Origin of the sequence: Micromonospora sp. NPDC005197 (assembly GCF_040608295.1) — a bacterium.
GTDB lineage: Bacteria > Actinomycetota > Actinomycetes > Mycobacteriales > Micromonosporaceae > Micromonospora.
The window spans coordinates 42,575-65,044 of record NZ_JBEXHY010000008.1 but is presented as its reverse complement, the minus strand read 5'-3'; the positions used below and the strand labels follow the sequence as shown (position 1 = coordinate 65,044).

General features: G+C 73.9%; 28 protein-coding genes and 1 pseudogene. 13 read left to right on the top strand and 16 right to left on the bottom strand.

Going from position 1 to position 22,470, the window contains the following annotated elements; all coding sequences use genetic code 11:
• Nucleotides 1-17: 17 nt before the first annotated feature.
• Nucleotides 18-1,409: an MFS transporter gene (locus tag ABZU46_RS05650; protein WP_354855280.1), complete on the top strand. Its 1,392-nt coding sequence runs from the start codon at nucleotides 18-20 to the stop codon at nucleotides 1,407-1,409.
• A gap of 164 nt (nucleotides 1,410-1,573) precedes the next feature.
• On the top strand, nucleotides 1,574-2,182 hold the full coding sequence (locus tag ABZU46_RS05645) for a thymidine kinase (protein WP_244295995.1): 609 nt from the start codon (nucleotides 1,574-1,576) through the stop codon (nucleotides 2,180-2,182).
• Between the two features lie 48 nt (nucleotides 2,183-2,230).
• Here the strand turns inward: ABZU46_RS05645 and ABZU46_RS05640 are convergent.
• Both ABZU46_RS05640 and ABZU46_RS05635 read right to left on the bottom strand, forming a co-directional pair.
• Nucleotides 2,231-2,656, bottom strand: a pseudogene (locus tag ABZU46_RS05640) (low temperature requirement protein A); the annotation flags it as partial.
• A 61-nt stretch (nucleotides 2,657-2,717) separates the two neighbouring features.
• Nucleotides 2,718-3,128: a hypothetical protein gene (locus tag ABZU46_RS05635; RefSeq protein ID WP_354855320.1), complete on the bottom strand. Its 411-nt coding sequence runs from the start codon at nucleotides 3,126-3,128 to the stop codon at nucleotides 2,718-2,720.
• Nucleotides 3,129-3,311: 183 nt separating this feature from the next.
• Here ABZU46_RS05635 and ABZU46_RS05630 point away from each other — a divergent pair, with 183 nt between their 5' ends.
• The 4 genes from ABZU46_RS05630 to ABZU46_RS05615 all read left to right on the top strand — a co-directional run bounded on the left by ABZU46_RS05630 (nucleotide 3,312) and on the right by ABZU46_RS05615 (nucleotide 6,638).
• Nucleotides 3,312-5,015, top strand: a complete 1,704-nt coding sequence (locus ABZU46_RS05630; RefSeq protein WP_354855279.1) for an acyl-CoA dehydrogenase family protein — start codon at nucleotides 3,312-3,314, stop codon at nucleotides 5,013-5,015.
• A gap of 100 nt (nucleotides 5,016-5,115) precedes the next feature.
• A complete protein-coding gene (locus ABZU46_RS05625) occupies nucleotides 5,116-5,859 on the top strand; it encodes a hypothetical protein (protein WP_354855278.1) in 744 nt (247 codons plus the stop codon).
• Nucleotides 5,841-6,188 carry a hypothetical protein gene (locus ABZU46_RS05620; protein ID WP_354855277.1) on the top strand — a complete coding sequence of 116 codons (348 nt, stop codon included), beginning with the start codon at nucleotides 5,841-5,843 and terminating at the stop codon, nucleotides 6,186-6,188. The genes ABZU46_RS05625 and ABZU46_RS05620 overlap by 19 nt, the downstream gene beginning before the upstream one ends.
• A gap of 78 nt (nucleotides 6,189-6,266) precedes the next feature.
• On the top strand, nucleotides 6,267-6,638 hold the full coding sequence (locus ABZU46_RS05615) for a VOC family protein (RefSeq protein WP_354855276.1): 372 nt from the start codon (nucleotides 6,267-6,269) through the stop codon (nucleotides 6,636-6,638).
• A 22-nt stretch (nucleotides 6,639-6,660) separates the two neighbouring features.
• Here ABZU46_RS05615 and ABZU46_RS05610 read toward each other — a convergent pair whose 3' ends face one another.
• Nucleotides 6,661-7,506 carry an LLM class flavin-dependent oxidoreductase gene (locus tag ABZU46_RS05610; RefSeq protein ID WP_354855275.1) on the bottom strand — a complete coding sequence of 282 codons (846 nt, stop codon included), beginning with the start codon at nucleotides 7,504-7,506 and terminating at the stop codon, nucleotides 6,661-6,663.
• A gap of 29 nt (nucleotides 7,507-7,535) precedes the next feature.
• Complete coding sequence (locus tag ABZU46_RS05605) at nucleotides 7,536-8,534, bottom strand: tyrosine-type recombinase/integrase (protein ID WP_354855274.1); 999 nt, start codon at nucleotides 8,532-8,534, stop codon at nucleotides 7,536-7,538.
• A 95-nt stretch (nucleotides 8,535-8,629) separates the two neighbouring features.
• Here ABZU46_RS05605 and ABZU46_RS05600 point away from each other — a divergent pair, with 95 nt between their 5' ends.
• The gene (locus tag ABZU46_RS05600; RefSeq protein ID WP_354855273.1) at nucleotides 8,630-9,757 is read left to right on the top strand and encodes a WYL domain-containing protein; all 1,128 of its coding nucleotides are present in this window, start codon (nucleotides 8,630-8,632) and stop codon (nucleotides 9,755-9,757) included.
• Here the strand turns inward: ABZU46_RS05600 and ABZU46_RS05595 are convergent.
• From ABZU46_RS05595 to ABZU46_RS05585, 3 genes are all read right to left on the bottom strand, one after another.
• Nucleotides 9,747-10,172 carry an Hsp20/alpha crystallin family protein gene (locus tag ABZU46_RS05595; protein WP_354855272.1) on the bottom strand — a complete coding sequence of 142 codons (426 nt, stop codon included), beginning with the start codon at nucleotides 10,170-10,172 and terminating at the stop codon, nucleotides 9,747-9,749. The genes ABZU46_RS05600 and ABZU46_RS05595 overlap by 11 nt on opposite strands.
• Nucleotides 10,173-10,240: 68 nt before the next feature.
• Nucleotides 10,241-10,756: a GNAT family N-acetyltransferase gene (locus tag ABZU46_RS05590; protein WP_354855271.1), complete on the bottom strand. Its 516-nt coding sequence runs from the start codon at nucleotides 10,754-10,756 to the stop codon at nucleotides 10,241-10,243.
• A gap of 10 nt (nucleotides 10,757-10,766) precedes the next feature.
• Complete coding sequence (locus ABZU46_RS05585) at nucleotides 10,767-11,309, bottom strand: DUF2087 domain-containing protein (RefSeq protein ID WP_354855270.1); 543 nt, start codon at nucleotides 11,307-11,309, stop codon at nucleotides 10,767-10,769.
• A gap of 559 nt (nucleotides 11,310-11,868) precedes the next feature.
• On the opposite strand from ABZU46_RS05585, the gene ABZU46_RS05580 reads away from it, so the two are divergent.
• Nucleotides 11,869-12,645 carry a maleylpyruvate isomerase family mycothiol-dependent enzyme gene (locus ABZU46_RS05580; protein WP_354855269.1) on the top strand — a complete coding sequence of 259 codons (777 nt, stop codon included), beginning with the start codon at nucleotides 11,869-11,871 and terminating at the stop codon, nucleotides 12,643-12,645.
• A gap of 7 nt (nucleotides 12,646-12,652) precedes the next feature.
• Here the strand turns inward: ABZU46_RS05580 and ABZU46_RS05575 are convergent, their stop codons facing one another.
• Complete coding sequence (locus tag ABZU46_RS05575; RefSeq protein ID WP_354855268.1) at nucleotides 12,653-13,147, bottom strand: MarR family transcriptional regulator; 495 nt, start codon at nucleotides 13,145-13,147, stop codon at nucleotides 12,653-12,655.
• 69 nt (nucleotides 13,148-13,216) lie between these two features.
• Between ABZU46_RS05575 and ABZU46_RS05570 the strand changes: the two genes are divergently transcribed.
• Complete coding sequence (locus ABZU46_RS05570) at nucleotides 13,217-14,449, top strand: MFS transporter (protein ID WP_354855267.1); 1,233 nt, start codon at nucleotides 13,217-13,219, stop codon at nucleotides 14,447-14,449.
• Nucleotides 14,450-14,515: 66 nt separating this feature from the next.
• On the opposite strand, the gene ABZU46_RS05565 is transcribed toward ABZU46_RS05570, so the two are convergent.
• Nucleotides 14,516-14,707 (bottom strand): DUF397 domain-containing protein, encoded by a 192-nt coding sequence (locus tag ABZU46_RS05565; protein WP_354855266.1) that lies wholly within the window; start codon nucleotides 14,705-14,707, stop codon nucleotides 14,516-14,518.
• Entirely contained in the window at nucleotides 14,698-15,468 is a 771-nt protein-coding gene (locus tag ABZU46_RS05560) for a Scr1 family TA system antitoxin-like transcriptional regulator (protein ID WP_354855265.1), read from the bottom strand. Before ABZU46_RS05560 ends, ABZU46_RS05565 begins: the two co-directional genes overlap by 10 nt.
• Nucleotides 15,469-15,667: 199 nt before the next feature.
• Between ABZU46_RS05560 and ABZU46_RS05555 the strand changes: the two genes are divergently transcribed.
• Nucleotides 15,668-15,931: a flavin reductase gene (locus ABZU46_RS05555; RefSeq protein WP_354855264.1), complete on the top strand. Its 264-nt coding sequence runs from the start codon at nucleotides 15,668-15,670 to the stop codon at nucleotides 15,929-15,931.
• On the opposite strand, the gene ABZU46_RS05550 is transcribed toward ABZU46_RS05555, so the two are convergent.
• Genes ABZU46_RS05550 through ABZU46_RS05540 form a run of 3 tightly spaced genes read right to left on the bottom strand, consistent with a single transcriptional unit; the run spans nucleotide 15,928 to nucleotide 18,056 of the window.
• The gene (locus ABZU46_RS05550; protein ID WP_354855263.1) at nucleotides 15,928-16,497 is read right to left on the bottom strand and encodes a GNAT family N-acetyltransferase; all 570 of its coding nucleotides are present in this window, start codon (nucleotides 16,495-16,497) and stop codon (nucleotides 15,928-15,930) included. The genes ABZU46_RS05555 and ABZU46_RS05550 overlap by 4 nt on opposite strands.
• 24 nt (nucleotides 16,498-16,521) lie before the next feature.
• A complete protein-coding gene (locus ABZU46_RS05545; RefSeq protein ID WP_354855262.1) occupies nucleotides 16,522-17,028 on the bottom strand; it encodes a DUF664 domain-containing protein in 507 nt (168 codons plus the stop codon).
• A complete protein-coding gene (locus ABZU46_RS05540) occupies nucleotides 17,025-18,056 on the bottom strand; it encodes an aldo/keto reductase (RefSeq protein WP_354855261.1) in 1,032 nt (343 codons plus the stop codon). Before ABZU46_RS05540 ends, ABZU46_RS05545 begins: the two co-directional genes overlap by 4 nt.
• A 110-nt stretch (nucleotides 18,057-18,166) precedes the next feature.
• On the opposite strand from ABZU46_RS05540, the gene ABZU46_RS05535 reads away from it, so the two are divergent.
• On the top strand, nucleotides 18,167-19,711 hold the full coding sequence (locus tag ABZU46_RS05535; protein ID WP_354855260.1) for a glycosyltransferase family 39 protein: 1,545 nt from the start codon (nucleotides 18,167-18,169) through the stop codon (nucleotides 19,709-19,711).
• A 6-nt stretch (nucleotides 19,712-19,717) separates the two neighbouring features.
• Here ABZU46_RS05535 and ABZU46_RS05530 read toward each other — a convergent pair whose 3' ends face one another.
• Nucleotides 19,718-20,185, bottom strand: a complete 468-nt coding sequence (locus ABZU46_RS05530) for an Rrf2 family transcriptional regulator (RefSeq protein WP_354855259.1) — start codon at nucleotides 20,183-20,185, stop codon at nucleotides 19,718-19,720.
• Nucleotides 20,186-20,254: 69 nt separating this feature from the next.
• Between ABZU46_RS05530 and ABZU46_RS05525 the strand changes: the two genes are divergently transcribed.
• On the top strand, nucleotides 20,255-20,680 hold the full coding sequence (locus ABZU46_RS05525) for an NAD(P)H-binding protein (protein WP_354855258.1): 426 nt from the start codon (nucleotides 20,255-20,257) through the stop codon (nucleotides 20,678-20,680).
• Between the two features lie 48 nt (nucleotides 20,681-20,728).
• Nucleotides 20,729-20,989 (top strand): NmrA family transcriptional regulator, encoded by a 261-nt coding sequence (locus ABZU46_RS05520; protein WP_354855257.1) that lies wholly within the window; start codon nucleotides 20,729-20,731, stop codon nucleotides 20,987-20,989.
• Between the two features lie 52 nt (nucleotides 20,990-21,041).
• Here the strand turns inward: ABZU46_RS05520 and ABZU46_RS05515 are convergent, their stop codons facing one another.
• Nucleotides 21,042-21,524, bottom strand: coding sequence for an NUDIX domain-containing protein (locus ABZU46_RS05515; protein WP_354855256.1), 483 nt, complete (start codon nucleotides 21,522-21,524; stop codon nucleotides 21,042-21,044).
• A 53-nt stretch (nucleotides 21,525-21,577) separates the two neighbouring features.
• Nucleotides 21,578-22,261 (bottom strand): hypothetical protein, encoded by a 684-nt coding sequence (locus ABZU46_RS05510; RefSeq protein ID WP_354855255.1) that lies wholly within the window; start codon nucleotides 22,259-22,261, stop codon nucleotides 21,578-21,580.
• Nucleotides 22,262-22,470: the final 209 nt, after the last annotated feature.

Sequence of the window (22,470 nt, the reverse complement as noted above, 5' to 3'; positions counted from 1 at the left end):
GCGTCGAAGGACCCCCGATGGCCGAGACCGTGACCCCCACGGTGGACGACACCCCGCCTCCGGCGAGCACTCGCCGGGAGCGGCGCGGCTGGTACATCTACGACTGGGCCAACTCGGCGTTCCAGACCACGGTGATCACCGTGTTCCTGGGACCGTTCATCACCACCGTCGCCGAGCTGGCCGCCGGCTGCGAGCTGGGCGCCGACACCTGCGACGGGTACGTGCACCCGCTGGGCATCCGGGTGGCGGCCGGGTCCTACTACCCGTACCTGATCTCGCTGTCGGTGTTCCTCACCGTGTTCGTGCTGCCCGTCATCGGGGCGATCGCCGACCGGTCGGCGCACAAGAAGCGGCTGCTCGGCGGGGCCGCGTTCACCGGCGCCGGCGCGACCATCGCGATGGCCTTCGTCACCGGCGACCGCTACCTGCTCGGCGGGGCGCTGTTCCTGATCGCCAACATCTCCTTCGGCGCGGCCATCGTGGTCTACAACTCGTTCCTGCCGCAGCTCGGCGGCCCCGACGAACGCGACGGCATCTCCAGCCGCGGCTGGGCGCTGGGCTACCTCGGCGGTGGCCTGCTGCTGGCGCTCAACCTGGTCGCGGTCACCCTGCTCAGCGAGGACGACAACCCGCAGCGCACCCTGGACCTGGCCCGCTGGTCGATCGTGTCGGCCGGGGTGTGGTGGGCGGCGTTCACGCTGGTGCCGCTGCGCTGGCTGCGCGAACGCCCCAGCGCGGCGGCCCTCGCGGCGCGCGGCAACGTGCTCACCGACGGGTTCCGGCAGCTCGGCCGCACCCTGCGCGAGGTCAAGGCGTACCCGCTGACGTTGTTCTTCCTGCTCGCGTTCCTGGTCTACAACGACGGCATCCAGACCGTCATCACCCTGGCCAGCCAGTACGGCACCGAGGAGCTGCGCCTGGAGCAGAGCACCCTGATCATCACCATCCTGCTGGTGCAGTTCCTCGCCTTCGGCGGCGCGTTGAGCCTCGGCGCGCTGGCCCGGCGCATCGGCGCGTGGAAGACCGTGCTGCTCAGCCTGGTGCTGTGGACCGGTGTAATCCTCGGCGCGTTCCGGCTGCCCGCCGAGGCGCCGGTGCCGTTCATGATCCTCGGCGCGGCCATCGGCCTGGTCCTCGGCGGCAGCCAGGCGCTGAGCCGGTCGCTGTTCAGCCAGCTCATCCCCGCCGGCAAGGAGGGCGAGTACTACGGCTTCTACGAGATCAGCGACAAGGGCACCAGCTGGCTCGGCCCGCTCGCGTTCGGCCTCGTGTTCCAACTCACCGCCTCCTACCGCGTGGGCCTGGTCTCACTGCTGATCTTCTTCGTGGTCGGGTTCCTGCTCCTGGCCGCCGTGCCGATCCGTCGGGCCATCGTCGCCGCCGGCAACACGCCACCCCGGGTGCTCTGAGCACGCATCCCGCACCCGACGGATCAGGGGCGGTCGATCAGCTAGGCTGCCCGACCGTGACCGACGACGCCGCTGCCGCCCCGACCTGCCTGGCCCACCCGTTCCCCGGCCAGCCGCACGCTCCGGCGGGCTGCGCGGCCGCGCGCGGGCTCGACGGGCGTCCGGTGCACGCCGCGGCGTTGAAGTTCTTCTGGGGGCCGATGGACTGCGGCAAGTCCACCATGGCGTTGCAGATGAACTACAACCACGCCCGACAGGGTCGTCGTGGGCTGGTCACCACCCGCATCGACCGGTCGTTGGGCCCGCAGGTCACCACCCGCATCGGCCTGGCCCACGAGGCCATCGAGGTCACCGACGACCTGGACCTGCGGGCGCTGGTGCGCGGCCGCTGGGCCGACGGGGTCCGCGTCGACTACCTGATCTGCGACGAGGCCTGCTTCTACACAGTCGAACACGTCGAGCAGATGGCCGAGCTGGTCGACAGCTACGACGTGGACGTGTTCGCGTTCGGCCTCGCCACCGACTTCCGGTCCTGCCTGTTCCCCGCCGCGCAGCGCCTGTTCGAGCTGGCCGACGAGGTGGCCCGCATCCAGGTCGAGGTGCTCTGCTGGTGCGGCCGGGAGGGGCTGCTCAACGCCCGCGTCGTCGACGGCCGGGTCGTGCGCGAGGGCGCGCAGGTCGTCATCGGCGACACCGTCGACACCGCCGACGTGCGCTACCAGGTGCTCTGCCGCCGGCACTACCGCAGCGGCGACCTCGGCCCCCGCGACTGAGGCCCTCAGGAACGCCCCCGACGTCACCAGGTCCACGTGCGACGTGAGGGTGCTGCCGGTGACCAGGATCGACTCGCCGAGCGCGATCAGGACGAACGCCGCGCTGCGTTCGGCCAGGTGCCCACCCTCCACCATCCACCGCTCGGGGCGGCTGCGCTCCCGACCCGGCAGCGGGTAGCCGATCGACCGGCCAACCACCTCCAGCACGATCACCGCTGCCCACACCACCTCCCGGGCCGGCATGTCCACCAGGCCGCCGACCACCACGAGCACCGACGTGGCGCCGATCCACGGCAGCGACTTCTGAAACCCGTCGACCAGCCACGGACTGCCCTGCGTCGCCCACAACGCGAACATGGTCCGGCCCACCTGCACGCCCGCGTAGACCACCGCGAAGAGCAGGCCGGTCCCGGCGAACGCCTGCGGGATCGCCGCCGACAACAGCAGGCTGCCCAGCGTCACCCCGATCAGCATCGCCCGCACCGGGCCCTGATCCGGTTGCAGCCAGTTGGTCACCAGGTCGACGGCCGGCGGCTCAGAACGGGTCACCGCACACCCGCCAGTCGCCGTTCTCACGGACCACCGGCAGGCGGCGTTCCTCACTGATGCCGCCGTCGCGGGTCAACCGCACCGTCACCGTGCCACGGGGACGACCGCCCTTGGTGGCCACCGACACGTCGGTGATCTCGTAGTCGGTCACCATCGGTGGCGTCCGCACCCAGCTGGTGAACCCGATCGCGCTCCACCGGGTACGCGCGTCCGCGCAGAGCCGCTCGTACGCCTGGTCGCTGTCGCCGAGGGCCACCTCGCTGAGGAAACCGTCGGCGGTCTCCCGGATCGGGCCGGATGCCTGCCGCACCGTCTGCAGGTTCCACGCCCCCAGCCCGGCCACCCCGACGCAGCACAGCGCCATGCCGAACCCGGCGAAGGCCAGCCCGGTGCGCATCGGGCGGTGCCGCCGGGCCGGTCGGCTCCACGACTGGCCGGCACCCACGACTACCGACCGTAGAGAACGCCATCGCGGTGAGGCAGGACAAGCGGGAAATCGGGTGTGCCCGAGGCCCTGTTCGCGGCGGCGACGCATCGTCTACCGTCGGCGCACACCCCCAGCAGCGCCAGGAGTCGATCGATGAGCCGCTTCGTGCAGCCGGTACCACCCCCCGCCGACCCGTACGCCGGTGACGCCCTGCTGCGGTCCTGGCTGGAGCGTCACCTCGGCCCGGCCGGACACGCGGCCGCCAAGGGTCGCCTCGCCGAGCTGGCCGCCGACGTCACCGGGCCGCTGCGCGCGGCGCACGCCGACGCCGAGGCGCACCCGCCGACGCTGGTCCGCTACGACCCGTGGGGCGCGCGGATCGACCGGATCGACACGTCCGCCGGCTGGCAGGCGCAGCGGGCCGCCGCCGCCCGGCACGCCGTGGTGGCGCTGCCCTACCTGCCCGACGCGCGCGGCACCTGGGGCGCCGCCGCACGGGTCGTGCAACACGCGCTGCTGCACCTGTACGGGCCGGAGTCGGCGACGTTCTCCTGCCCGGTGGCGATGGCCGACGGGGCGGCGGCGCTGCTCAGCCTCCCCGACGTCGACGCGGGTGTCCGTGACGCGTGGCTGCCCCGGCTGATCTCCACCGACCCGGCCACGGCGATCACCAGCGGCCAGTGGATGACCGAGTCGCAGGGCGGCTCCGACCTGGGCCGCTCCGGCACCGTCGGCCGTCCCGCCGCCGACGGTTCGTGGCGGCTGACCGGGGAGAAGTGGTTCTGCTCCGCAGCCGACGCGGCGATGGCGGTGGCGCTGGCCCGCCCCGAGGGCGCCGGGCGGGGCAGCCGGGTGCTCGCCCCGTTCCTCGTACCCCGCTACGCGGTCGACTCGCCGCTGGCCACCGGCGCGGCGCCGGACGCGCCCGCCCCCGGGGTCACCGTGCACCGGCTCAAGGACAAGCTCGGCACCCGGGCGCTGCCGACCGCCGAGATCGGCCTGCGCGACGCGTACGCCCTGCCGTTGGGCGACCCGGCGGTGCCCGGCCTGGTCCGGGCGATGACCCTGGTCGTGGTGACCCGGGTGCACAACGCCGCCGCCGCGGCCGGCGGGATGCGACGCGGGCTCGCGTACGCCCGCGCGTTCGCCGACGCGCGGCACGTCGCGGGCGGCGCGTTGGCGTCCTCGCCGCTGCACCGCGCGACGCTGGGCACCCTCGCGGTCGACGCGGCGGGCGCGTTCGCCCTCGCGGGGCACGCGTTCGCGCTGCTCGGGCGGGTCGAGGTCGGCGCCGACCCGGAGGCCGCCGCCGAGCTGCGCATCGTGGCACCGCTGGCGAAGCTCGCCACCGGTCGGCTCGCCGTCAGCTCCGCCAGCGAGTACGTGGAGAGCTTCGGCGGCGCCGGCTACGTGGAGGACACCGGTGTTCCCCGGCTGCTGCGCGATGCGCAGGTGCTGCCGATTTGGGAGGGCACCACCAACGTGCTGGCCCTGGACGTGCTGCGCGCGCTGACCCGGGAGGACGCCGGGACGCCGCTGCTGAGCCGGCTGACCGCCGCCGTCGACCTGGCCCGGCCACTGTCGCCCGCGCTGGCCGACACCCTCGCCGCGGCCGCCGGGCAGCTGCGCGACACCATCGCGGCGGTGACGGCCGAGCCGGGCGCGGCGGCGGTGCTCGCGGGCGCCCGTGGCCTGGCGCTGCGCCTGGCGTACGCGTTGACCGCCGCCCTGCTCGTGGAGCACGCCGCGTGGGGTGACGAGCAGGCGGAGCTGGCCGCCCGGCTGTGGGCGCGGCGGTGGCTGCGGCAGGAGGACATCGCCGAGGACGCCCACCATCACCTGGAGCTGCTCTGCTGACCGGTCGACACGAGCGGGGGTGACGGCCGGTGGACGTCCTGACCGGGGCGCTCCCCCGGCCCACCGTCGGGCGTCGGGCGCGCCGTCGCGGCGGTGGCGGGTGGCGCTGCTGCTGGCGGCGTGCGCGCTGCTCGGCGGCGCCGCCGCTCCCGTACGCCTGTCGGCGCGGGTGGGGCCGCCGGTGTCCGGCGACGCGACACTGCTGGGCGCGGGCCCGCTGCTGCTGGTCGTGGACCCGCCGACGCTGAGCGCGTACGACGTGGCGGCGCCGTACCGCGCCCCGCGCTGGCGGGTCGCCGTGTCGCCCGCCGCCGGGTGGTCCGCCGAGGCTGCCGGTGACGTGCTGCTGCTCACCGAGCGCGATCAGGTGCGTCAGGCCGTGGCGACGACCGCCCGGTCGATGCGCACCGGCGCGGCGCTGTGGCGGCGACCCGAGCGGGTGTACGCGGTCGGCGAGGCGGCGGTGGCGGTCAGCGAGGTCCGCAGCGCCGCCGAACCGGGGCGCCGGGTCGAGGGGCTGGTACGTGGCGTCGACCCGGCCACCGGCGGCACCCGCTGGACGGTACGGCTGCCGTCCACGGCCGTGCTGGAGGTGCTGCCCGGCAGACCCGCGCGGGTGCTGCTCGTGCAGGACGACGGGCTGACCCGGCTGCTCGCCGCGCGGGACGGCACCGTGCACGGGCAGGGGCGGCTGCCGCCGGCCGACTACGGCCCGGACAACCCGCAGGCCGTCGGCGCGTACCTCGTGCTGCGTCACCCGACCGCCACCGGTGCGGCGCTGACGGGGTACGACCTGCCCGAGCTGGCGCCGCGCTGGGAGGTGCGGTGCAGCGGGGCGAGCTGACCCTGCGGGCCTGTCAGGGCCTGGTCTGCGCGCAGGACGAGCACGGCCGCCGGGCCCTCGATCCGGCCTCCGGCGTCGTCCGCTGGACGTGGCCGGCCGGGGCGCGCTGGCACACCGTGGCGGGTACCCGGACGGCTACCGACGCGCTGGTGCTGCTGCGGACGGCAGCGGACGGCCGGCGCACCCTGGTCGCCACGGCAGGTCGGGACGGCCCCCGGGTGCGCGGCCCGCTCCCGGCGGGGGTGACCGACTGCCGGCGGGCCGGCAGTGGCCTGGCCTGCCGCGAGAGCGCCTCGCGGGTGACGGTGTGGCCACTCGGCGCGCCCTGAACCCGGGCGTCGTCGGCGTCGAGAAACGCCCGACGTACCTGACATCGGTTGGCAGGTACACCGGTGCAGACTGCCCGCATGACGACAACCGCCGACCTCGCGATGGTCAACCTGGACAGCTCCGACCCGGCCGCGCACGCCGCCTTCTACCACCGGGCGTTGGGCTGGGAGATCACCCACAGCCAAGCCGAGTACGCGATGATCAGCGGCGGTGGCGCGTCCATCGGCTTCGGCCTGGTCGAGGGCTACCAGCCGCCGTCCTGGCCGGACCCGGCCGGGCAGAAGCGCTACCACCTGGACCTCTACGTCGACGACCTGGCCGTGGCCGAGAAGGAGTTCGTCGCCGCCGGCGCCTCGAAGCCGGAGTTCCAACCCGGCGGCGACCGGTGGGTGGTGCTCCTCGACCCCATCGGGCAGCCGTTCTGCATCTGCCCCCGCCCGCAGGGCTGACCTGCGGGCGCGGGAGGGACGCTCAGCGCAGCGGACCTCGGGCCACCGCGGCGCGCATCGCCGCCGGGTCGCCGACCGGGACGTACTCCAGCCACCAGGTGGCCCCGGCGGCGGCCAGCTCGCGGAGGTAGGCCCGTTCGGCGCGCTCGTCCGGGCGGCGGCGTCGCCCGCCGATCGCCACGTCGAACGGCTGGCCGTCGGCCCTGGTCGGTGGCATGGCCGCTACCAGGTCGCGGACCTCGTCGGGGGTGAAGTCGGCCCAGCCGTCGGTGTCGGTGAGCTTGTACGGCACGATGCCGTCGGCGCGGGCCGCGCGGCGTCGCACCGCCCCGGCCTGGGTGCTGCCGCCGACCCAGACCGGCACCCGGGGCGACTGCACGGGCGGTGGCCGCAGCGCCACCCGGTTGGCGCGGTAGTGGGCGCCCCGGTGGTCGACCCGCTCACCACTGAGCAGGCCGGTCAGCAGGTCGAGACCCTCGTCGAGCATCGCGGCGCGCACGGCCACCTCGGTCGGCTCGCCGAACGCGGCCAGGCCACGGTCGCCGGGGTCGCCGACACCGACCGCCACGGTGGCCCGGCCCGCGCTCAGGTGGTCGAGGGTCAGCACCTCGCGGGCCAGCTTCGCCGGACGGCGGCGGGGCAGCGCTGTGACCGTGGTGCCCAGCCGCACCCGGTCGGTGCGCCCGGCGATCGCGGTGAGCACCAACCACGGGTCGTAGGTGAACGGGTCGTCGCCGCAGTGGTGGATCAGGTAATCCTCCAGGAACACCCCGTCCCATCCGGCGTTCTCGGCCAGCTCACCCAGCTCGACCAGGGTGGACACCGCGACGGCGCCGCCACCGCAGGGGATCTCCAGACCGTGTCTCATCCGCCGACCGTAGGCCGGGGGTGGGACAGTCAGCCGCGGCGACGGGACCGGGCGGCCCACACCGCGTACGCCGGGTCGCGGTCGAGGTTGTGCCGGTCCCGGTCGTAGCGGCGGGTGGTCCGCGGGTCGGCGTGGCCCATGGCGTCCTGCACGTCTTCGAGGGGAACACCCTCGGAGCGGGCGGTGGTGGCGAACGCGTGTCGCAGCGAGTGCGGGGACAGCCGCGCCCAGGCCGGGATGCCGGCGGCGCGGGCGAGTCGGCGGACCATCCGGAACACCGAGTGCCGGTCGAGCCGGGCGCCGCTGGCGGTGACCAGCAGGGGCCCGGTCAGGTGGGTCACCGGCACGCCGGTGGTGGCGGCCCGCTGCGCCAGGTACGCGTCCACCGCGTACGCGGTGCCCGGGGTGAGGGCGCGGCGGCGCTGCTTGCCGCCCTTGCCGACGAAGCGCACGCTGCGGTGCCCGCGTTCGGTGCCGAGATCGGTCAGGTCCAGCGAGACCAGCTCCCCGACCCGCAGGCCCAGATCGGCCAGGAGCGCGATCGTCGCCCGGTTGCGGGCCGCCGTCGGGCCGGTCTCCGCGTCGGCGGCGGTGAGCAGCGCGTCCACCTCCTCCGGGGTGAGCCCGACGGTGGCGGAGTGGTCCCGGTCGACGCGGGGCCGGTCCGCGCCGGAGACCGGGTTGGCCGGCACGCCCCCGAGCTTGACGAGGAAGTCGTACCAGCTGGACAGCGCCGACAGCCGCCGCGCCACGGTCGCCGGGGTCAACGGTCGGCCGCTGCGGACGACGAGAGTGGACTCCAGCGCGCGGGCGTACTCGTTGACGTGCAGGAAGCTGGCCCGCAGCGGATCCAGGTCGTGCCCGGCGCACCAGCTGAGCCACGCGGTGACGTCGCGCCGGTAGGCGTCGCGGGTGTGCTCGGACAGCCGGCGGTTGCGCAGCCACGCCTCGGTGACGTCGACCGGCCCGCTCGGCAGGGCCGGTCGGGCGGTCGGGCGGGCGAGCACGGGAGCGTCGGAGGACACCATGTGAAAAAGGTTCTCAGCAGCGGATGGGATTGCCACGCAGGCGCGCCGACGCCGGCCCGCGCGGCGGCGCGGACGGTGTCGGCTACGGTCGCACGGTGCGTGCCAGCCGGCTGGTCTCCCTGCTGCTGCTCCTGCAGGCCCGGGGGCGGATGACCGCCGCCGAGCTGGCCGACGCCCTGGAGGTGTCGGTTCGCACGGTGTATCGCGACGTGGAGTCGCTGGGGGCCGCCGGTGTGCCGGTGTACGCCGAGCGTGGCCCGGCCGGTGGTTACCGCCTGCTCGACGGCTACCGCACCCGGCTCACCGGGCTGACCGCCGGTGAGGCCGAGGCGTTGTTCCTGGCCGGTGTGCCCGGCCCGGCCGCCGAGCTGGGCCTGGGCTCGGTGCTGGCCACGGCGGAGCTGAAGCTGCGCGCCGCGCTGCCGGCGGACCTCGCCGACCCCGGCGGCCGGATCCGGCAGCGGTTTCACCTGGACGCGCCGAGCTGGTTTCGCGAACCCGAGCCCACACCCCACCTGGCCGCGCTGGCCACAGCGGTGTGGGAGGACCGTCGGGTCCGGGTGCGCTACCGGCGGTGGCAGGCGCCCCGGGAGGTGACCCGGACCCTCGACCCGCTCGGCGTGGTGCTCAAGGCGGGCCGCTGGTACCTGGTCGCCGCCGCGTCCGGGCAGGTGCGCACCTACCGGGTGGGCGCGATCCTGGAGTTGACCGTGCTGGACGAACCGGCCGAGCGGCCGGACGGGTTCGACCTGGCGGGCTGCTGGCAGGAGCACGCCGAGCGCTACGAGCGGGGCGTCTATCGCGCCGAGGCCCGGGTGCGGATGACCGTGGCGGCGCTGGCGCGCACGACGCACCTGCTCCCACCGGCGATGAGCCGCGCGGCGCAGGAGCACGCCGGTGCGCCGGACGCCGACGGCTGGGTCACCACGACCGTGCCGATCGAGTCGGTCCGACACGGCTGCGTCGAAATGCTCAAGCTCGGCGCGCAGGTGGAGGTGCTCGCCCCGCCCGAGCTGCGGGAGCTACTCGCCAGCACCGCCCACGCGCTCGCCGCCCTCTACCCACCGCCCGGCGACGGACCCGCCGAGGAGCGCGACGCGCCCGCCGCAGAGCCGAAGCGCGGCGACGCGCCCGCCGGGGAGCGGGAGTCCGGCGACGCGCCGACGGCCGGCACCTCGGGGCGGGTGCCGGCCGTCGAGGGCGTCGTCGCGGTCAGGCGTTGATCTGTCGACGTGCGTCGCCGTTGGCGCTGATGGTCACCCGGCGGGGCTTGGCCCGCTCGGCGACGGGGATGCGCAGCGTCAGCACCCCGTTCTCGTAACCGGCCTCCAGCCGGTCGGTGTCCAGGGTGTCACCCAGGAACAGCCGCCGGGTGAAGGTGCCCATCGGGCGTTCGGCGGCGACCAGCTCGACACCGTCGCCGGTGGGCCGGCGGCGCTCGGCGCGGACGGTGAGCACGTTGCGCTCGACGGTGCAGTCGATGGTGTCCGGGTCGACGCCCGGCAGGTCGAACGCCGCGTAGAAGTGGTCCCCGTCGCGGTAGGCGTCCAGGTGCATCATCGCGGGACGGGCTGCCGTACCGAAGAACTGCTCGGCGAGCCGGTCGATCTCGCGGAACGGGTCGGTACGCATCAACATCGCTGTGCCTCCTCGGTTCTCCTGGCCGAAGGTGATGAGTTGAGCCGTGGTGACTCAACTTCCTCTTCTTATTTAGCGCCTTCCGCGACGGACGTCAACTGCTTCTCGAACCAGTGCTCGGCGTACGGGCCGTGCGAGTACGCGGGGATCTCGGCGTAGCCGTGCCGGGCGTACAGGGCGCGGGCCTCGACCAGGTCGGATCGGGTGTCGAGCCGGATCCGGTCCGCCCCGACCGCCCGCGCCCGCTGCTCGACGGCGGCCAGCAGCGCCGCGCCCCCGCCGGCGCCCCGGTGCGCGGGCCGGACGTACACGCGGGTCAGCTCGGCACAGTCCGGGCGCCACCGCAGCCCGGCGCAACCGGCCAGGTCCGTGCCGCGGTGGGCGAGCAGGAGCAGACCACCGGGGTACGCCAGGTCGTCGCTGGGCATCTCGGCCAGCGCCGCGTCGACCTCGCCGGGTCGGGCCGGGCGGCGGTGGTAGCGCACCACCATCTCGGTCATGTACTCGCGCAGCAGGACTGTTGCGTCCGGATGGTCGGGACGGACGGTGGAGGTCACCCAGGAGGGTCGAACGGTCGCGGTCACCCGTCGATCGTCACTGCCCGGTCAACGGATTTTCGGCCTCCGTCAGCTGGTAGACGCCCTGCTCACGGGTGAGCAACCGCTCGTCCACCAGGTAGCGGCGCAGGGTGGCGTGGTCCGACGCGCCGGCGGCGCACCACGGTTTGAGCGCGTCGTCGACGGCCCGCTCCGGATAGCGCGTGCCCGGCTCGAACGACTGCCGGGCGACGTGTGCCAGCAGCACCCGTCGCCGCCCGAGCTGCGCCGGCATGCCCGTCAGGACGCCGCCGCGCAGGAACGTGCGCAGCACCGGATCGTCGGCCGGCGCGGCGTCGTCGGCCGGGCGGCTGTCGCGCGCGGCCGCCCGCAGCGACGCCTCGTCGACCGCGAGCGCGCCGTCAGCGCCGGTGACCAGACCCGCGTCGGCGAGCCGCCTGAGCCCGGTGAGCACGACCCGCGCCGCCAAGCCGGAGCGCTGCACGACCTCGGCCACGCTTGTCGATCCCAACGCGACCGCCGCGAAGACCCGTCGCCGTCCGTCGTCGGCCAGGGCCCCGGCCAGAGCGTGCGCAGTCATGCCGGTCACCCTCCCATCGGCGTACGAGCGCCGCCAGGCGATTTTCCGAGTACGCGCCCACGCCAGCTGTCGCCGGCCTGCTGGTCCGCACCTCGAGGTTGAGGAAGATCGGTTCAGCGGTCAGCTGTGGGATTGATCCTGGCGACGGGTTCACCGCGGCGAAGTGAACCCCGCAGGCGCCGCGCGGGGTGCGTGGCAGCGGTGGGGGCGAGAAGACGACTGAAGCGTCGAATTCGACGGCAGGAGTATCCGTGCGGGCGAAGGCTGGCACACGGATATGGCGGGAACCATTCATGGTTTCGGCGATTCCAAGCTCTCGGCAGGAGGCACTGGGGGCCTCCCGGATCCAGTGGCGGGTAGCCGGCGTCTCGGCGCGGAGGGGCAGACGGGGAGGTGACTCGAACCCGTCCTCATCGCGCACGTGCGCCACTGGTCACTGATCCATGCCCGTCAGCATGGTCAACCCGGGGCTGCCGGGCAACGGATTTCCGGGTGGCCTCGCCGTCGGGGGCGCGGAAAACCGCTGTCGGTTGTCGAGGGGCGGTGGTACAAAGCCGCGGTGAAAGAGACCCTGGAGTTCGCCGACCTGTTGCGGCTGATGGACGAGCGGTCCACCGCCTTCCGGGCGGCGGTCGCCGCGGCGCCCAGCCTCGACGTACGGGTGCCGACCTGTCCCGAGTGGACGCTGTTCGACCTGGTGCAGCACCTGGGAGAGGGACGCTTCAGGTGGGCGGCGATCGTGGCCGCGGGGCCCGCCGACGCCCCGCCGGCCATCTCCACCCCGGCGCCGCCCCGCGAGCGCGAGGCCCTGCTGGCCTGGTTCGCCGCGTCGACGGCAGAGCTGCTGGCCGCGTTGCGGGAAGCCGGCCCGGATCGTGGTTGCTGGACGTGGTGGGGTTCATCGCAGGCGCCGCAGACCGCCGGTGCCGTTGCCCGGCACCAGCTTCAGCAGGTCGCCGTGCACACCTATGACGCCCAGGTCGCCGTGGGCGCCTCGCAGCCGCTAGCGGACGAGGTGGCCCTCGACGGTGTCGACGAGTTCCTGACCACCTGCGTCGCGACGACGGCCACGTGGCCGCACGAGCCCGCAATCGTCGACTATCACGCCACCGAGGGCCGTTCCTGGCGGATCTGGTTCTCCGCCGACGGGGCACGGACCGCCCGGCTCGTCGCGCCGGTCGCCGACGCGGGCCCGGGGACGGCCTATGTCTCGGCCCGGGGTACGGCCAGTGAGCTGGTCATGTTCTGCTACGGCCGCATTCAGATGGACTCGCTGCAGGTCGAGGGCGACCGGCGCGTCTTCGACCAGCTGATCGCCTGGGAGCCAGAGGAGTAGGACGCGGCTACGGTTGCTCGGCGACGCGCAGCACCCGGCGCAGCAGGTCGGAGAGCAGTCGCCGTTCGGCCGGGGTCAGCGCGCCGAGCAGCCGGTGCTCCTCGGCGCCCTGGACCTCCATCGCCGCGCGCCAGGCGGCCTCGCCCGCGTCGGTGAGCTCCACGTCCACCCGACGGCGGTCCACGGTGGACGGAATCCGGCGCACGAAGCCTCGTCGCAGCAGGGTGTCGACGCGCGCGGTGATCGAGGCGGGTGCCACGGACAGGTCCGCGGCGAGGTCCGAGGGAGCCGCCCGGCCGCGCCGGCCGGCCAGGGCGTGCAGGGTGTCGTACTCGTGCGCGGGCAGGTCGAAGTCGGCGAGGGCCCGCTCCTTGACCGCCCGCAGGTGCCGGGTCAGGCGGATCATCCGGACGACCGTGCCCTCGACGTCCGCGTCGAGGTCGGGCACCACGGGCAGCCACCGCTCGACGTGCCGGTCGACGGCGTCCGGAGTGTCGGTCACGATCGCCAGCTTAGCTCACCAGCGAAATATTCATTGCCGAAAGGTTCGGCGTCGAACTAGATTGCGGCTATGGCTCACCCCCTACGCACCCGCTCCTTCCGGCTGCTGTTCCTCGGCCGTACCGTCTCGGCCGTCGGGGACGCGGTGGTGCCCGCCGCGCTCGCGCTGGCCGTGCTGCGGGCCACCGGCTCCACCGGGGCGTTGGCCGTCGTCCTCGCCGCGGCGATGGTGCCCCGGCTGCTCCTGCTGCCCCTCGGCGGCGTCGTCGCCGACCGGTTCGCCGCCCGACGCGTCGCCCTGTTGACCGACCTGGTCCGCTGCGCGACCCAACTCGCGATCGGCGTCGAACTGCTCGGCGGCGAGGTGTCGCTGACCACCGTCGTGGTGGCCTCCGCGCTCGGCGGCACCGCGTCGGCGTTCGCCATCCCGACCGCGTCTCCCCTGGTCGCCGGCACCGTCGCGCCCGCCGACCGGCAACGGGCCAACGCCCTGATGGGAGTCACCGCCAACGCCAGCCGGCTGCTCGGCCCGGCGTTGGCCGGCGCGCTGATCTGGGCCGCCGGGCCCGGCTGGGCGTTCGTGATCGACAGCGCGTCGTTCGCGCTCAGCGCCGCCCTGCTCGCGCTGGTCCGGGTCCGACACGTGCCGGTGCCCCGCCGCTCGGTCCTCGCCGACCTGCGGCACGGCTTCGGCGAGGTGCGCGCCCGCGACTGGTTCTGGACCAGCCTGTTCGGGCACGGCGTGTGGAACGGTGCCGCCGCCGTGCTGATGACCCTCGGCCCGGCCGTCGCCATCAACCGCCTCGGCGGGGAGGCGACGTGGGTGCTGCTGTTGCAGGCCGGCGCGGTCGGCATGCTCACCGGCTCGCTGCTGGCCGGGCGGGTACGGCTCCGCCGGCCGGTGCTGCTGGCCAACCTCGGGCTCGCCAGCTACGCCGCGCCGCTGTTCCTGCTCGCCGTCGCCGCGCCCGCCCCGGCCGTGATCGTCACGTACGCCGTGGCGCTGACCGCCCTCGGCTACCTCAACCCGGTCTGGGAGACCGTCGTGCAGCACCACTTCCCACCGGAGGTCCTGGCCCGGGTCACCTCGTACGACTGGCTGGTGTCGCTGGCCGCGATGCCGCTTGGCTACGCGCTGGCGCCGCTGGCCGCCGACGCGTTCGGCGCGCCCGTACCCCTGGCGGTCGCCGGCCTGCTGGTGCTCGCCTCCTGCGCCGGCACCGCGCTCGTGCCCGGCGTACGCCGGCTCACCTGGCCGGCGGCCCCACAACCGCAACCGGCCGAACCGGCCGGCGTGCGCTGATCAGATCGGGCCGGCCGTGCGCGGGGCTCCCGGCGCCGCCGGGAGCCCCGCGTGCGATGTGGACGGTCAGCGGGCGTCGCGTGCCATGGCGACGAAGCTGCGCCACGACTGCGGGCTGAACGTGAGCGTCGCGCCGTCGCGATCCTTCGTGTCGCGGACGAGGACCACGCCCGGGAGGTTGTCGGCGACCTCGACGCAGTCACCGCCGTTGCCGCCGCTCTTCGTGCTCTTGCGCCACCGCGCGTCGGTCAGGTCCATGATGCCGCCGCTTCTCTGAGAAGGTCCAGGGAACGCCCCCGGGGTAGCGCCTCGCCGCGAATGCGCTCCCACCGCCGCTCCAGGCTAACAAGCTCCGATGTCTGGTCGAGGATCTGCGCCTGCGCGGCGCTGTCGACGTGCGCGACCCGCGAGCCGTCCGGCAGGTCGGCGATGGTGAACGGCCCGTCGAGCCCGGGGTAGCTGGGCGCGTCCGCCGGGACGATCTGGAGCTGGACGGTGTCCGTCTCGGCGTACCCGAGCAGGTGCGTGAGCTGCGCCGCCATCAACGCGCGGTCGTCGCCGACGCGCCGGCGCAGCACCCCCTCGTCGAGCACGGCGATGAGCAGCGGCCCGTCGCTCTCCCGGTCGAGAATCGACTGCCGGCTGCTCCGCGCCCCGGTGAACTCGTCGACCGCGTCCGGCGTCAGAACCCCGCCGGCCAGGGTCGCCCGGGCGTACGCCTCGGTCTGGAGCAGCCCCGGCACCCACGCCAACTGGAACGACCGCAGTGTCAGCGCCTCGCGTTCGAGGTCGACCCAGGGTCGGAACCACACCGGTTCGCGGCGCCGGAATGCGTCCGGCCACAGTGCCTCGGCGTCGCGGGCCAGCAGCTCCGCGACGGTCGCGCGGTGTCGACTCTGGGGAACGTGGCCCGGGTTCGCCCACCGGGCGACGGTCTTCGGATGCACACCGATCCGATCGGCGAGGCTCTCGGCGGTGTGACCCGCCTCGGCGAGCGCTGCGACAAACGCGTGGTTCATGCCGTCCCTTCCCTGGGAGCAAATGGGCTGCGCCAAGAAGATTACGTAACGCTGTGTGGTTGTCCAGAGACTCCCGGCAAAGTGGGGTATCGACGGCGCGGCCGGCAGGGACCCGAACCCGGCGGACGCGTTCGTGGCGGGGCCGCTTCCGCGACCAGAAGCGGCCCCGCTTCCAACAGCCGACCCAGGAGGAGGACCCGTGCCACACACCGAAGGAAAGGCCAGGAAGTCGACGCACTCCCCGTTGCGCCCGTCGTGGCGCTGCCCGGTCTGCGGCATCCTCTGGCCGTGCTCGACCGCGAAGCTGCGCCTGCTCGGCGAGTACCGCGAGGATCGGCCCGGCCTGTTGACGCACCTGGCGACGGTGCAGCAGGAGGCCGAAGCGGACCTCACCGCGCTCAACCCCGGCGTGGCGCTGCCCGACCTGACCCCGCGTTTCGTCGGCTGGGCGCAAGCCCGCTAAGCCAGGCGGGCGTGCAGGTGCATGTCGTGCCAGCCGTCGGCGTGGCGCACCGACTCGCGCGTCACCCCCTCCAGGGCGAAGCCGCCCCGCGTGGCCACCCGGCACGACGCCGCGTTGGCGGTGGAGTGCTCCAGGGCCAGCCGGTGCAGCCCCGCCGCGAAGCTCCACCGGGTCAGTGCGAGCAGCGCCTCGGTGGCGACGCCCGCGCCACGCGCGGCGGGCAGCACCCAGTACGACACGTCCGCCGACGCCTCGGCGAGTGACACCTGCCGCAACCCCACCTGACCGACCGGCCGGTCGTCGTCCTCGACGATCGCCCAGCTCACGGCGGTCTCGGCGCTCCAGCGGGCCGCCCACTGCGCCGTCCACGCCCGCGCCTCGTCGTCGCTGTCCAGCCTGCGAACGTGCCAGCGCTGGATCGCCGGGCAGTCGAACGCCGCCCGCACGAGCGGGGCGTCGTCGTCGCGCCACGGTCGCAGCGCCAGCCCGGGGCGTACCGGAAGGTGGGGTTGTTCCTGCGCGGCGAGGCTTCCGGCGGGCAGTGCGGGCGCGACGAGCAGCGGCATCGGTCCATTATCGAGCAGGCGGTCTCACTCCCCGGTCGGGCCGCCCGCCAGCTCGGCGACCACGTCGAGGTGGCCGAGGTGGCGGGCGTACTCCTGCACCAGGTGGAACAGCACCCGTTCCAGTGACGCCGGGTCGGCGCCGTTCCAGCGCGGGCCCGGCGCGCCGATCTCCGCCAGGTCGTGCGCCGAGACCACCGCGCTGGTGTGCGCGCCCTGCGCGCGCAGCGCCGCCACCAGGTCGGCGAGGGTCTCCTCGGGGGCGACGTACCACCGGTCGTCGCGGCGGTCGCCCCACGGCTCGGCGACCGCCCGACCCTCGAAACCCCATTCGATCCAGCGCAGCTCGACGTGGCGCAGGTGCGTGAGCAGCTCCAGCGGGGTCCATCCGGACGGCAGCCGGCTGCGCCGCAGCTCCGGCTCCGCCAGCGCCGACACCTTGGCCACCGCGGACCTCCGGAAGTAATCCAGGTAGCGCAGGAAGACCTCGGTGCGGCTGCCGGCCGGGGTGGTGGGTTCGGGGAACGCCGTCATGAGCCGGTCGGTAGGTCACGACCGCGCTGGCGCACACCCGCGCCGCCGTACGGGTAGTCGCCCACCAGCGGGGCGCTCGCCTCGTCCAGCAGCCGCATCTGCTCGGCGTCGAGGACCAGGTCGGCGGCGGTCAGGTTGTCGTGGAGCTGGTCGGTGGTCCGCGCGCCGAGGATCACCGAGGTGACCGCCGGTCGGGCCGCCAGCCAGGCCAGCGACACCGCCGACATGGAAGCGCCGTGTTCCCCGGCGACCTGGCGGACCGCGTCGAGCACCCGCCAGGTGCGCTCCTCGGCGTTGCGACCCGCGTACGCCTCGACGCCGCGCTGCGGGTTCTCGCCGAGCCGGGTGGCGCCGGTGGGCGTGGTGTCGCGCTGGTACTTGCCGGTCAGCCAGCCGCCGCCCAGCGGCGACCACGGCAGGATGCCGATGCCCTCGTTCTCGCAGACCGGCACCAGCTCGAATTCGATCTCCCGGGCCAGCAGGTTGTACTGCGGCTGGAGGGTCACGATCGGGGTGAGGTTGAGGTGCTGGGTGAGCAGGGCGGCCTTCTGCAACTGCCAACCGGTGAAGTTACTGACTCCCGCGTAGCGGATCTTGCCGGCGCGGACCGCGTCGTCGAAGAAGCGCAGCGTCTCCGGCAGCGGGGTCAGCGGATCCCACGCGTGCGCCTGGTAGAGGTCGACGGCCTCGACCCCGAGCCGCCGGAGGCTGGCGTCCAGGGCGCGGGTGAGGTGCACGCGGGACAGGCCGGCGTCGTTCGCCCCGGGGCCCATCGGGAATCGGCCCTTCGTGGCGATGACGAGGCGGTCGCGCAGGTCGGGGCGGGAGCGCAGCCAGCGACCGATGATCTCCTCGGAGACGCCGGTGGAGTAGACGTCGGCGGTGTCGAGGAAGGTGCCGCCGGCCTCGACGAACCGGTCGAGCTGGGCGAAGCTGCCCTCCTCGTCGGTCTCCGCGCCGAAGGTCATCGTGCCCAGACACAGGGTCGACACCACCGTGCCGGTGGCGCCCAGAGTGCGGTATCGCATGTCGTCCTCTCGGTCCGAGTTACCAAGCTGATCTTCGCACCTGGTCAGACCACCTGCATCCGCAGGCGTCGGGGCACCCACGCGGCCGCTTTGCGGGCGATGATGGGTCGGTGAGCGAGCCCGCCATCGACACCGATCGACCGCACCTGCCGGCGCGGTCGTCCGCGCCGGCCGAGCTGCCGCAGCCCGGTCCCCGTGCGCTCGGCCCGTGGCTGGTCGCCGCCGCGACCAGCGTGACGTTGCTGCTGCTCGCCGGCCGCTACGGCTATCACCGCGACGAGCTGTACTTCCTGCTCTGCGGCCGGCACCTGGCCTGGGGCTACGTCGACCAGGGCCCGCTCGTCCCGGCGCTGGCCCGACTTCTGGACACGATCGCGCCGGGCAATTTGGTGGTGCTGCGTACGCCGTCGGCGCTGCTGGCCGGCGTCGCGGTCCTCCTGGTCGCCGCCATCGCCCGCGAGCTGGGCGGTGGCCGGGGCGGGCAGACCTTCGCCGCGGTGCTGGCCGCGCTGTCCGGCATCGTGCTCGCCGGCGGGCACCTGCTCAGCACCACGACCGTCGACCTGCTGGTCTGGCTCGGCGTCGCGTGGTGCGCGGTGCGGCTGCTGCGCACCGGGGACAGCCGGTGGGCGCTCGCGCTCGGGCTGGTGCTCGGCGTGGGCATGCTCAACAAGCTGCTGCCCGCGTTGCTGGCCGTGGGTCTGCTCGCCGGGGTGGCGATCGCGGGGCCGCGTCGGCTGCTGCGCGACAAGTGGGTGCTCGCCGCCGCCGGGATCGCCGTGCTGCTGGCCGCGCCGAACCTGATCTGGCAGGCCGCGCACGGCTTCCCGCAGCTCGGTGTGGCGGCCTCCATCTCCGGTGGCGACAGCTCCTACAGCGGTCGCCTCGACGCGCTCACCCTGCAGTTCGTCATCATCAGCCCGTACGCCGTGCCGATCTGGATCGCCGGTCTCGTCGCGCTGCTGCGCCGGCCGGCGTGGCGGGCGTACCGCGCGGTGGGGTGGGCCTGGGTGGTCGTGGTCGGCATCGTCCTGGTGGCCGGCGGCAAGGGTTACTACGACGCGCCTCTGCTGCTCGTGCTCACCGCCGCGGGCGCGGTGGTGAGCGCCGCCCGGGCCTCGCGCGGGTCGGCGTGGCTGCGTCGGGGGGTGCTCGCGGTGCCGTTCCTGCTGCCCACCGTCGTGCTGTTGCTGCCGGTGCTGCCGGCCGATCGGCTGCCCAGCTTCGTGGTCGACGTCAACTACGACGCTGGCGAGACCATCGGCTGGCCGGAGTTCGCCGACTCGGTGGCCACCGTCCATCGTGCCCTGCCGCCGCAGGAACGTTCGCGGGCGGTCATCCTCACCGGCAACTACGGAGAGGCCGGGGCGATCGCCCGCTACGGGCCGGCCCGAGGGCTCCCCCGGGCGTACTCCGGGCACAACAGCATGGTGGATTTCGGCCGCCCACCCGCCGACGCGGACGTGGCGATCGTGGTCGGCTGGGAGCGCCCCGACGCGCTGAACGCCTGGTTCCAGGAGTGCACGCCCGCCGGGCGGGTGGACCAGCGGGTCGAGGTGGACAACGACGAGAACGGCGGCCCGATCCTCGTGTGCCGGGGGCTGCGGCGGCCGTGGGCGCAGATCTGGGACACCGAGGTACGCCACACCGGCTGAGCGTGCTCAGCCGGCGCGGTCGCCGGTGAGCCAGGCACTGACGCCGGCCAGGGCCTCGGGGCCGGAGTCGACGTCCACGTCGCGGGCGAGGTCGGCGATCGTGATCCCGGCCAGGGCCTCGCGCCACGCCTTCTCCGCCGTGGACATGGCGCGGGCGATGGGACACGCGCGGGTGCAGGACTCGGGTGGGCTGGCCAGCGGGCCGCGCTGGCGGATCTCGGTGCAGACAAAGGCGGGGCCGGGCCCGTCGACGGCGTGGACCACGTCGAGCAGGCTGATGCTCTCCGGAGCGCGGGTCAACGCGTAGCCGCCCGACTTGCCCTGCACGGAGTGGATGAGCCCGGCGCGGGCCAGCGACTGGAGCTGTTTGGCCAGGTAGCTGCCGGAGACGTCGTGCAGCTCAGCGAGCCGGGCCGCCGGGACGGGCCTGCTGCTGGCCGTGAGCACGACGCAGCAGTGCAGCGCCCACTCCACCCATAGGAAGTCCGAGTTAAGTGCCGTAGCGGCATGGCGGACAAAACAGACAGGGAAGGTGGAACGGACATGAAGATCGCCGTGATGGGCGGGACGGGCCTCATCGGGTCCCAGGTCGTCCAGATCCTGCAGGCGGCCGGGCACGACGCGGTACCGCACTCGCAGTCGACCGGAGTCGACCTCCTCACCGGGCAGGGTCTGCCCGAGGCGCTCAAGGACGCCGACGTCGTCGTCAACCTGACCAACTCGCCGACCTTCGACGACGCCTCCCCCGCCTTCTTCCAGACGACCATGGACAACCTGCTGACCGCCGCCGAGCGGGCCGGCGTCGGCCACCCGGTCGTCCTGTCCATCGTCGGCGTCGACCAGGTGCCCGACCTGGCCTACTACCGCGCGAAGGTGCTCCAGGAGGACATCCTCAAGGCCGGCAAGGTGCCGTACTCGATCGTCCGCGCCACCCAGTTCTTCGAGTTCATCGACGCGGTCATCTCCTGAACCGCCGACGACAACGGCGTCCGCCTGCCCAGCACCCCCCTGCAGCCGATGGCCGCGGCCGACGTGGCCCAGGCCGTCGTCGACGTCAGCGTGGGCGCCCCCCTGCGGGGCGTCCGCAACGTCGCCGGCCCCGACGTGTTCGGGCTCGACGAACTGGGCCGGATCACCCTCGCCGCGCACGGCGACCAGCGCACCGTTACCACCGACGACAGCGCCGGCATGTTCGCGGCCGCTCCCGGCGACGCGCTGATCGCCAAGGAGGGCGCGGTGCTCGCGCCGACGTCCTACCGGGAGTGGCTGGCGCGCTGACTTTCCACCCGTGGTGTTCCGGCGTACGCCCCGCGCCGGAACACCGCACACCTCAGTGCCGCAGGAGCTCGCTCATCTCGATCGGCGGCACGTGGCCGCTGGGCGGCAGGCCACGATGCAACGCGAGCCCCGCGTCGACGACGACGGAGCGTTCCAGCTCGGCGACGCTCGCCAGCGGTGTCCACTGGGCCCGGTCGGTCGAGCCGCCCGTCTCGTGCCGAAGGTCGCCGCCGGTGATCCGCACCCGGTAATAGATGGCCAGCATGTGCAGCTCGGCGGCATCGGCGTCGCCCAACGGCACGTACCTCGTCCGCGAGTGCACACCGAGCAGATGCTCGACCCGCACCTGGTAACCGGTCTCCTCGGCCACCTCCCGGACGACGGCGTCGTACGGGTCCTCGGCGTGCTCGACCCCGCCGCCGGGCAGCGTCCAGTGGCACGCCGAGCTGTCCGCCGACACGAAGCGGGCGAGCAGCACGTGCTCGTCCCGCGTGCACACCGCGTAGGCGGCGACCCGCAGCCGTTGCGCGATCACGTCGACTCCTTGCCGGTCGGTCGGCGGCCCCGACCGGCAGGTCGCGCGGTCGTTCACCTCTTCGGGCGGACCGGCCCGGGATGCTGGACGCCCAGGTGCGAGCGGGGCGACCGCCGCGCTCCGGCCCGGCGCCGCGACAGCGAACGGATCAGGTCGGCGTGCACCCGCTGCTCGTCACGGGTGCTGAGCCCGAGCTGATTGTGCAGCAGGTGGACCAGGTCGAACGTCATCCTGCCCTCGTATCCCGGTGCACGACGGAACGCCTCCAGCAGGTGTGCCCAGCAGGTCAGCGGGTGGCGTTCGGTCTTGAGCGCGGTGGTGATCCGCTGCCAGCGGACGCTCGGCAGGGCGGCCACCGCCTCGGACGTGACGAGCTCGCTGTCGCCCCGCAGGGCGGGGCAGTTGCGCATGGCCGCCACCATCGCCAGGTCCACGGCGGCGCCGAGGCGGGCCTGCCGCCCCGGGGTCATCCCGATCAGATCGACGGCCACGTCGACCAGCCGTGGATCGCGCGCCGGCGGAGCGGCGAGGTGCGGCACGTGCACGGGCCCCTCCGCCCCGACCGCCACGCAGAGCCCCGCCAGTCGGGCCGCCAGCAGTCGCGGCGCGCTGCCGAGCAGGTGCAGACAGACCACCCGCGGCGACTGCCGGGTGAACGACCAGGCGGACAGCTCACCGGCAGCCTGTAGGCCGTGCAGCAGCGGACTGATGCCCCGGGTGAGGAACGCGTCGGCCACCGCGGCGCGCGGCGGCAAAAGACACTGAAATGCGTGCCATCGTTCCGGCTCGCTCAGCATCACCTCCGCATCTGACGAATTGTCCAGATAGGATCGATAATGAACGGTCATCCGAAGTCCCCCCAGAAGGCGTCGCACCGCCGGGGTCGACATTAAGCGACGGGGAACGATGCGACAGTAGGGGAAACCCCACATTGTCGTGAACTCAC

What these genes read in the sequence shown, in the direction of transcription:
- ABZU46_RS05650 (WP_354855280.1), top strand. Translation starts at nt 18, where the DNA reads ATGGCCGAGACCGTGACCCCCACGGTGGACGACACCCCGCCTCCGGCG.
- ABZU46_RS05635 (WP_354855320.1), bottom strand. Translation starts at nt 3,128, where the DNA reads ATGCGCACCGGGCTGGCCTTCGCCGGGTTCGGCATGGCGCTGTGCTGC.
- ABZU46_RS05630 (WP_354855279.1), top strand. Translation starts at nt 3,312, where the DNA reads ATGAGCCGCTTCGTGCAGCCGGTACCACCCCCCGCCGACCCGTACGCC.
- ABZU46_RS05615 (WP_354855276.1), top strand. Translation starts at nt 6,267, where the DNA reads ATGACGACAACCGCCGACCTCGCGATGGTCAACCTGGACAGCTCCGAC.
- ABZU46_RS05610 (WP_354855275.1), bottom strand. Translation starts at nt 7,506, where the DNA reads ATGAGACACGGTCTGGAGATCCCCTGCGGTGGCGGCGCCGTCGCGGTG.
- ABZU46_RS05605 (WP_354855274.1), bottom strand. Translation starts at nt 8,534, where the DNA reads ATGGTGTCCTCCGACGCTCCCGTGCTCGCCCGCCCGACCGCCCGACCG.
- ABZU46_RS05595 (WP_354855272.1), bottom strand. Translation starts at nt 10,172, where the DNA reads ATGTTGATGCGTACCGACCCGTTCCGCGAGATCGACCGGCTCGCCGAG.
- ABZU46_RS05585 (WP_354855270.1), bottom strand. Translation starts at nt 11,309, where the DNA reads ATGACTGCGCACGCTCTGGCCGGGGCCCTGGCCGACGACGGACGGCGA.
- ABZU46_RS05570 (WP_354855267.1), top strand. Translation starts at nt 13,217, where the DNA reads ATGGCTCACCCCCTACGCACCCGCTCCTTCCGGCTGCTGTTCCTCGGC.
- ABZU46_RS05565 (WP_354855266.1), bottom strand. Translation starts at nt 14,707, where the DNA reads ATGGACCTGACCGACGCGCGGTGGCGCAAGAGCACGAAGAGCGGCGGC.
- ABZU46_RS05560 (WP_354855265.1), bottom strand. Translation starts at nt 15,468, where the DNA reads ATGAACCACGCGTTTGTCGCAGCGCTCGCCGAGGCGGGTCACACCGCC.
- ABZU46_RS05550 (WP_354855263.1), bottom strand. Translation starts at nt 16,497, where the DNA reads ATGCCGCTGCTCGTCGCGCCCGCACTGCCCGCCGGAAGCCTCGCCGCG.
- ABZU46_RS05545 (WP_354855262.1), bottom strand. Translation starts at nt 17,028, where the DNA reads ATGACGGCGTTCCCCGAACCCACCACCCCGGCCGGCAGCCGCACCGAG.
- ABZU46_RS05540 (WP_354855261.1), bottom strand. Translation starts at nt 18,056, where the DNA reads ATGCGATACCGCACTCTGGGCGCCACCGGCACGGTGGTGTCGACCCTG.
- ABZU46_RS05525 (WP_354855258.1), top strand. Translation starts at nt 20,255, where the DNA reads ATGAAGATCGCCGTGATGGGCGGGACGGGCCTCATCGGGTCCCAGGTC.
- ABZU46_RS05520 (WP_354855257.1), top strand. Translation starts at nt 20,729, where the DNA reads ATGGCCGCGGCCGACGTGGCCCAGGCCGTCGTCGACGTCAGCGTGGGC.